We start from the raw sequence: 8,514 nt of genomic DNA, 5'->3' as shown, positions 1-8,514 counted from the left end.
CTACAGCCAGTTACTACTGTACTTGTTCTTCCCTTACAACAGAGTTTTACGAACCGAAATCCTTCTTCACTCACGCGGCGTTGCTCCATCAGACTTTCGTCCATTGTGGAAGATTCCCTACTGCTGCCTCCCGTAGGAGTCTGGGCCGTGTCTCAGTCCCAGTGTGGCCGATCACCCTCTCAGGTCGGCTACGCATCGTTGCCTTGGTGAGCCGTTACCTCACCAACTAGCTAATGCGCCGCGGGCCCATCCTGTAGCGATAGCGTAAACCATCTTTCAACTTTCTGACATGAATCAAAAAGTATCATCCGGTATTAGCCCCGGTTTCCCGGAGTTATCCCAGACTACAGGGCAGGTTGCCCACGTGTTACTCACCCGTCCGCCGCTAACGTTAAGTCGGTGCAAGCACCAACAAAACGTCCGCTCGACTTGCATGTATTAGGCACGCCGCCAGCGTTCGTCCTGAGCCAGGATCAAACTCTCCATAAAAGTAGTTTGAGTTAAGCTCAAAATTTGCTGACTAGTTTATAGTCAAATTGTCTCTTTCAATTAAGAAAGAAAATTATTGTTAACGTCTTGCTTGTTCAGTTTTCAAAGTTCATTTGTTACTGTGTCGCGTTATCTCCTGGCGACTTGTTCTATACTACAGGCTTTTATATAAAGTGTCAACACTTTTTATCAAAAAAATATTATTTACATGATTATTATTAATAACTTCCTATATTAATATAAATCACGTTTTCTGCTTCAATCTGTGTTCCATTCTAGAATATAGGAACCATTGGGCACCTAAATGCTTTTTCCCTTTGTTTTCTATATAAATGGTTTAAAAGAGAACTCGAGAGCATTTGTTTGAAAAACACAGGTAAAATCCTAAAAGACAATAAAAAGTTTAATGTCTCTTCTCCATTCGGAAATTTTGGTCGATAAACACAGTTAGTTTTTCCATCGTCTTATAATATCCGCCTCCATTCCAAAACAACGATTTCACATATTAATACATTCTTTGCGCCGGTATATAAGTAGGTTGCATATCTTTTAACAGCAGATAGATGATATCAGTTTAGGAATATCCCCATTTTCAATAAAGTTTTACTTAGCGTACTTCGTTATAAAGTTAAACTTCCCTATCAAGCATAGGATCCTCTTAACATTTACCCGTTTATTTAATCTACTTATTACTGTTTGAAATCCGCAGCAACTACTTTTCCTCTTCAACAGGATTATTTTTCGCCAATTAAAAATATAAAAAACCCCCAATAATTCTGCTTTTTAAGTATTTACAATCAGGGGGTTCATTTCTAATAAGCCGGCACAAGTCTTTCTAATAAGGTTTTTTTTGATAGAAATAATTTGGCTTATTAATAATATTCGGAATGGGTTGATGGAAAAGATGAGTTGCAGCAGGAGACATAGGAGGAATCAGCCATGTCCAGTTTCCTGTCGTCTCTCGACCTGCTTTCATCTCCTGTTCATCGAAAAGTTTGAACTGCTGCGCTGCCGTATGATGATCGACAATGCTGACACCGGCTTCTTTAAACGAATGAAGAACAGCAATGTTCAATTCTACAAGGGCACGATCTTTCCATAAGCTTGTATTCATATCCCGGGGAAGACCGATTATATCGGCTACATCCGGCAGTAAATTATAGCGTTGATAATCTGCAAAATTCCGCGCCCCAATTTCCGTTCCCATATACCAGCCATTAAACGGAGCTGCCTGAAAATCCACACCTCCGCATGTAAACTGCATATCCGAAATAATAGGCACCGCATACCACTTTAATTCCAGTTCATCAAAACGCTCATATGCAGGGTGAGTTATAACTACTTCTACCACATGTTCTGACGGTATTTCAAAAAGTTGAGGTTTTTGGTCATCTATCTGAAGGACAAGGGGTAAAATATCAAATTTTGTACCTGCAGACTGCCATCCGAGTTCTTTGCATACATTTGTAAACGCAATGGAATGCGGATCTCCCACTACCCCATTATCTGTTTCATACCCTGCATAGCGCAGCAATTGATGATTCCAGATTCGAACCCGTGTTGGATGAAAAACGGTGATGGCCGGACGTATTTTCCCATTATTTGTCGCAAAATCAATATGACGGATAAGAGCTTCAAACACTTCCTCTTCTTTTGTCAGTGTTCGCTCATCAAATACATGCAGAGACTGCCAAAAGAGTCTTCCAATGCATTTATTGCTGTTGCGCCAAGCAACCTTTGCACCGAATACCAACTCCTCAGTGGTTGGCACATACTCTCCGTTCTGTTCTACTTCTCTTAAACGCTCTACAACCCATTCCTGCGGCAAATCATTTTCTTCTTTATATTTATATAGAAAATCAACTGCTTCCTGCATCTTATTTGTCATTGTTTTCATCCTTTACATCTCTGTTACTGCCATTGTAGAGTAACGATTCTCCCCTTACAATGAAGGACTCATAAGATAAAAGATGTATATTTCATACATGACTTAAAATAGACAAATTCGCTTATTTACGCTGCACACCTCTTTTTCCTATTCCAGACTGGCATTCATAATTCGCTGTATTAACTGTTCAGCCTCTGCTGTCACATTTATAAAATGCAGGTATGTCTTAACAGTGGGTAGTTCGAACTTTTCAAACGGAACAATATTAAAGCGCCCCTCCATCATTTCTCTCCGGATAATATATTTAGGGAGAAAGGAAATGCCCAAACCATCACGAATAAACCGCTTAACGATATATGATTGAGAAATCGAAATGGTTCTCGCATATGGAAAATGGCTTTTAACAAGTAGATTCATACTCGTGGAAACCGTAGCGATATGGTCCGTAAAAAAAGGATAATGGCGAAATAAGTCTTCCGCCTCAATTATTTGCCCCGATTCATCATCATACTCGTCTAATGGAGCAACTAATTGAAGAGGGCTTTCATGGATTGCTCTACTTGTGATCGCTCTATTATGAGAAGATAGTAAACCAACAGCAAGCTGCGCTTTACCACTAAGCAAGAGAGCATCCATCTTATCCGATTCTTCCACTAGGAGAATCAAGTCGCAGTCTGTATTTTCTATGGAAAACTGATAAATGAGATGCGGAATGATTGTTTCAACGAGCAATGGTGAAATCACAATAGTCAGCTGTGCTTTTCTATGAGCCGCATAATTTCTTACCTCCTGCACACTTCTCTCCATTCTTTCTAAAATGGCTTTCGCCTCCGGAAGAAAATGATGTCCTGCCGGTGTCAGCTTCACCCTTGCGTGGTTTCGCTCAAATAATTGTACTCCCAAATAATCCTCCAGCTGCCCAATATGCACAGTAATACTTGGCTGTGACAAATGAAGGATTTCAGCAGCCCGCCGGAAATTTTCCGTTTCTGCCGCCACCAGAAAAGACTTTATCCACTTCGTTTCCATGAGACTCCCCTTTGATTAAAAATTTTAATTATTTTAATTAAAATCATTTAATTTTTTTAATATTCATTCAATCTTATACTATTACTATATCTTCAACAAGGAGGGAGAAAGATGGATCGATATAAAGAGGCTTTTGTTCAATTTGCGGAGAAGGAGGCACGAGGAAGCAGCAAGCTTTATGAATGTTTAAGTAAAGACATTACAAATGATGAGAAGCTGATGAGACTTATCCAAGACATTCCCCTGTCCCAGCCAAAACCTAATTTGTTTTTTGCCGCCATGCACTATTTAGTGAAAAAATATGAAGATCCTTTACGTGCATACTACGCCTCACTGACAGATGATCCAATGCCGCCGGAGCAGGCCTTCTATCCATTTCGGACATTTGCCCTGCGGCATCAAGATGAATTACGTGAACTGTTTCTTACAAAGCTCGTACAGACAAACGAGGTCCGCCGGGCAGCCTATTTATACCCGATCATGACAGATATCTACGAATCATGTGGCAAACCACTAGCATTAATAGAAATCGGCACAAGCTCCGGACTATTACTAGGTTTGGATCATTACCATTATGAATATCAAAATGGACCATCTATCCATTCGAATGTGGACACCCTTACTATCTCGGCTGAAAATCGAGGAGAGCCCTTACCATCATCCGTTTCTCAACAACTTGTTATCACTACACGTATCGGTTTAGATTTACACATCGTTGACCTAAAAAATAATGATGATTTGGAATGGATGCTGGCTCTAATCTGGCCAGAGCATGAAGAAAGGCGCAGACAACTCCTGAAAGCAAAAGAAATAAATGATTCTATTCCAAAAGACTTTTACGAAGGGGATGCAGTTACTCTTTTGCCCCATGTCATTCAGACAATCCCGGTGGAATGTCAAATAGTCATTTTCCATACCCATGTGGCGAACCAATTCCCGCCGGAGCTAAAAAGACAGTACATCGATACCCTTCAAGCAATAAGCTATGAACGTTCACTTTATCATGTATATAACAATATGTATGACACAGGTATCCACCAGGACTATATTGAAAAAGGGATAACGCAGTCTGTACGTGTAATGCCTGCTGCTGATGGACATGGGCGCTGGTTTGAGTGGAGAAATAGTCATTGATGTAAAAAAGGTCAGCCGGTTAACCGGCTGACCTCTATATTTCTACGAAACAAGCTGCCCATCCCGCACTACTACTTTTCCGTCTTTAATGACGGTATTAGTGTGGTTCACCCCGTAGAAATATTGAATCTGCTTGTAATTTTCCACATCCAGTATGAGAATATCTGCTCTTTTCCCGCGCTCCAGCGACCCGATCTCTCTGCCGCGGTTTATCGCATATGCAGCATTAATCGTTGTAGCGGTAAGTACCTCCTCCATCGTCATGTCCATATTGAAGCATGCAATATTTTGAATAAGCGGAAGACTAACGGTTGGAGAGGAGCCAGGGTTAAAAGCGGTCGCAATGGCGACCGGTACTCCAGCATCAATTATCTGCCTCGCCTTTACATAGGAGTCACGCAGAAAGAATGCAGTACCCGGCAACAGTACCGCCGTCACCTCGGCCTTTGCCATTGCTTCCAGCCCCTTTTTCGAGGCATATTGCAGATGTGATGCGGAAATAGCACCTACTTCTACAGCAAGTTCCGCCCCGACATATGGTGTTACTGCATCCGCATGAACCTTTGGCGTTAACCCAAGCTCCCTGCTTGCTTCTAAAATACGACAGGCCTGATTTGGTGTAAACCTTCCTTCTCCGCAGAATACATCATTAAATTCGGCCAGTTGTCCTTCTGCTACCTGGGGGAGCATAGACTGGATCAGCTCATCAACAAAGACTTCTTCCTTCCCTTTATATTCGGCCGGTATAACATGTGCCCCCATAAAGGTTATAGCGAGTTCAATAGGATGGGCCGCCTGCAAGGCTTTCGCTACCTCTAGCTGTTTCTTTTCACCCGCCCAGTCTAGACTGTAGCCCGATTTAGTTTCTACTGTTGTCACCCCATGTTTTAAAAATTGATTCAAATGCATGTATGCCTTTTCATAAAGCTCTTCAAATGCGGCCTCCTGCGTTTTTTTCATCGTTGTATAAATACCGCCGCCCGCCTTTAGAATATCCATATATTCTCTGCCTTCCAGACACATATGGAACTCATCCTCCCTTGTGCCCTCATGAACAAGATGAGTATGGCAGTCAACAAGTCCAGGCATCACCACTTGGCCGCTTGCGTCGATTAACGTGGCATTGTCGATAAGATGCGGAAACTCTGCGCGCAGTTCTTCCAGCGGCGCTACCCCTGCAACCCGTCCCTCTACCACTAGGACGCTGACATGCTGCTGCACACCTATTTCCTTCATCGCCTCCTTTTTCCGTGGCCCATCTATTTCATTTGCCATCGTAATTACTTCATTTGCATTGACGATTAGTAGATTCATGCCGTCCCCCCTTTCTTTTCATTACGATTTTTTCTTCATTCCCTTTTATTAAATGATGTACCCCTTTTCTTCATAAAATTGATCTGATAGAGTAAATTTTTGAAAGATAAATTACCAAGATTTATACTACAGAAAAAGTAACTCCAGGGAGGCAGATGACATGGGTCGTTTGGCAGGAAAAGTAGCGCTAGTTACCGGAGGCGCCAACGGAATTGGCAAAGCAATTGCTGCACGTTATGCAGAAGAAGGAGCAAAAATTGTAATCGCCGACTTCAATGAGGAAGCATTGGAAGGAACAGTAGAAAGTTTTAAAGGTTCTGGCTATGAGGCTTTCGGTGTAAGGGTGAATGTAGCAGAAGAAGAAGACGTAAAACGCATGGTAGATGATGCGGTAGGGCATTTTGGCCGCGTAGATATACTAGTAAACTGTGCAGGCGTTCTTGATTACATGCAAGCAGCAGAAAATGTAGAAGATGCGGTTTGGGATCGTGTGATGGCTATAAATGTTGGAGGCGTTATGCGGAGTATGCGAAAGGTATTGCCGCTATTCACGGCACAGGGAGGTGGCATTATCATCAATCTCGCTTCCATTGCCGGGCTTACCGGCGGACGCGGCGGCTTGACTTATACAGCAGCCAAGCATGCGGTAGTCGGCATGACAAAAAATGTTGCTTCTCATTACGGTGCTCAAGGTGTACGCTGTAACGGCATTGCGCCTGCACAAGTAGAAACAGGGCTGACACAATCTACCGAAGGCTATGACATGTTCGGTCTTCAGCAGGCGACACGCGGTGTACAATTAATGAACCGCGCTGCACAGCCGCTGGAAATTGCGAACATCGCTCTATTTTTAGCAAGTGAAGAATCCTCCTATATCAACGGTGTCATCCTAGCAGCTGATACTGGATGGAGCGCTTACTAAAAAGGGCCCGTTGTTATTATCGATATACAGAGGAGCTACCCAGAAAATTTCACTTTTCCGGATAGCTCCTCTATTTTTTTTATCCATTTTCAGACAGTTAGTTATTTTTCTCCCCGTTCATATACAATCTTTCCGCCAACAACTGTTTTTTCTACATTTGCCTTCAACATTTCATCTGATGACCCTTCAAATAGATCCCGGTCAAAAATAGTCAAATCCGCCACATACCCTTCTTTAATGAGACCCCGCTCATGCTCTTTACAAATGGCCTGGGCACTGCCATACGTATACATCTTCACCGCCTCAAAACGGGACAGCTTTTCAGCTATACCATACCCTTCATGTGATTCGCCAGGCAATTTTCGTTCCACAGCGGCGTAAATTGTTTTGAGGGGCTCCACGTCCTCAATAGGAGCATCTGTACCGGCAGCACACATAAACCCTTCATCAAGCAGACGCTTCCATGCATAAGCCCACGGCAGTCTCTTCTGCCCTAATTTCTTTTCCACCCATGGAAAATCTGATGTAACAAATGATGGCTGTATATCTATTATAATTGGCAGCTTTTTCATTCTCGCTACTAGATCGTCACCCAGGACACAACAATGAATGAAGCGGTCACGTTTTCCAGCAGGCGCCGGATATCTTTCTACTACATCTAGCAGCTGCTCTATTCCTGCATCCCCAATCAAATGTACAGCAATTGCTTCCCCATAATATCTTGCGAGTTTTACATAGTTCTCTATTTGTTCGTCTGTATGAATCAGCATACCAAAGCTTGCCGGATCATCCTCATAAGGCTCGATTAGCGCAGCTGTAGAACCTCCCAAAGAACCGTCAGCAAAAATCTTCATGGCTCCCGGTTCTACAAAAGGCTCATCAAATACAGCTCCGTCTTCCATCATCTGTTTGAATACTTCATGGTGCCTCAATAGGTTCACCCTAAATCGCTTTTTCTTCATAACGTTTTTATAGGCTGTAAGCGGGTTTGTGTAATGGCCGAAATAACTCATTTCTTCTGTGTGAGCGCCGACAATCCCACGCTTCAACATATCATCGACTGCCAATTGAAGTGACTGCTCCAGCATTCTCACAAAATCCTTACCATGAGGCTGGGCTGCTTCATAAACAAGAGTTTTCGCCTGTTCGTAAAGCAGACCATTCAATTCTCCCTTGCTGTTACGCCCAATTTCTCCACCTGGAGGATTTTCACTTTCTCTTGTAATTCCGCCCCTGCGCATTGCTTCCGTATTACAAAGATACACATGATGGCAAATACGAGATAAAATGATTGGCCCTTTATATACTGCATCTAGCTCTTCAATAGATGGAATACTTCCATCTGGAAAATTGTTTTCATTCCATCCTTCACCAAACAGCCATTCTTCCTCCTGAAGAGTCAACGCTCTCTCCTGTAATATCGCCAGCATTTCTTCCTTGCTTGCCACCCCTGACAAATCCAGCCGCTGAAGCTTCTGGCCATACATAATAAGGTGGATGTGGCTATCGACAAACCCTGGATACACGACAGCTCCGTGAAGATTTATTTGTTCATCCGCCAATCCTGTTAATTGTGCTACTGTGCCTAACTGTAGGATCTTATCACCTTCAGTTAAAATAGCCTCTACTGTTTCTCCTTCTTTTTCCATCGTATAAATTAACCCGTTGTACCATAGCTTTCTCATTTCACCACTCCCTTTCTTCCAAAATATAAAAAAACAGCGGGAAACGCAATGGG

Annotated in this window: 6 protein-coding genes and 1 rRNA gene; 2 read left to right on the top strand and 5 right to left on the bottom strand. The window is 42.7% G+C overall.

Going from position 1 to position 8,514, the window contains the following annotated elements; genetic code table 11:
• The 3 genes from BOD01S_RS23580 to BOD01S_RS22070 all read right to left on the bottom strand — a co-directional run.
• Nucleotides 1-489: ribosomal RNA gene (locus tag BOD01S_RS23580) — 16S ribosomal RNA — on the bottom strand; the annotation flags it as partial.
• Nucleotides 490-1,324: 835 nt separating this feature from the next.
• Nucleotides 1,325-2,377 carry a nitric oxide synthase oxygenase gene (locus BOD01S_RS22075; RefSeq protein ID WP_036150193.1) on the bottom strand — a complete coding sequence of 351 codons (1,053 nt, stop codon included), beginning with the start codon at nucleotides 2,375-2,377 and terminating at the stop codon, nucleotides 1,325-1,327.
• A 147-nt stretch (nucleotides 2,378-2,524) separates the two neighbouring features.
• A complete protein-coding gene (locus BOD01S_RS22070) occupies nucleotides 2,525-3,406 on the bottom strand; it encodes a LysR family transcriptional regulator (RefSeq protein ID WP_036150191.1) in 882 nt (293 codons plus the stop codon).
• Nucleotides 3,407-3,517: 111 nt separating this feature from the next.
• On the opposite strand from BOD01S_RS22070, the gene BOD01S_RS22065 reads away from it, so the two are divergent.
• Entirely contained in the window at nucleotides 3,518-4,540 is a 1,023-nt protein-coding gene (locus tag BOD01S_RS22065; RefSeq protein WP_036150190.1) for a DUF2332 domain-containing protein, read from the top strand.
• Between the two features lie 42 nt (nucleotides 4,541-4,582).
• Here BOD01S_RS22065 and hutI read toward each other — a convergent pair whose 3' ends face one another.
• Nucleotides 4,583-5,854: an imidazolonepropionase gene (gene hutI, locus BOD01S_RS22060; protein WP_036150189.1), complete on the bottom strand. Its 1,272-nt coding sequence runs from the start codon at nucleotides 5,852-5,854 to the stop codon at nucleotides 4,583-4,585.
• Nucleotides 5,855-6,014: 160 nt separating this feature from the next.
• Here hutI and BOD01S_RS22055 point away from each other — a divergent pair, with 160 nt between their 5' ends.
• Complete coding sequence (locus BOD01S_RS22055) at nucleotides 6,015-6,776, top strand: glucose 1-dehydrogenase (RefSeq protein ID WP_036150188.1); 762 nt, start codon at nucleotides 6,015-6,017, stop codon at nucleotides 6,774-6,776.
• A 101-nt stretch (nucleotides 6,777-6,877) separates the two neighbouring features.
• Here the strand turns inward: BOD01S_RS22055 and BOD01S_RS22050 are convergent, their stop codons facing one another.
• On the bottom strand, nucleotides 6,878-8,461 hold the full coding sequence (locus tag BOD01S_RS22050) for an amidohydrolase (protein WP_036150187.1): 1,584 nt from the start codon (nucleotides 8,459-8,461) through the stop codon (nucleotides 6,878-6,880).
• Nucleotides 8,462-8,514: the final 53 nt, after the last annotated feature.

Source organism: Lysinibacillus odysseyi 34hs-1 = NBRC 100172 (assembly GCF_001591965.1).
Taxonomy (GTDB): domain Bacteria; phylum Bacillota; class Bacilli; order Bacillales_A; family Planococcaceae; genus Lysinibacillus_B; species Lysinibacillus_B odysseyi.
The sequence above is the reverse complement of the archived record's forward strand: the minus strand, read 5'-3'. Positions and strand labels throughout refer to the sequence as shown.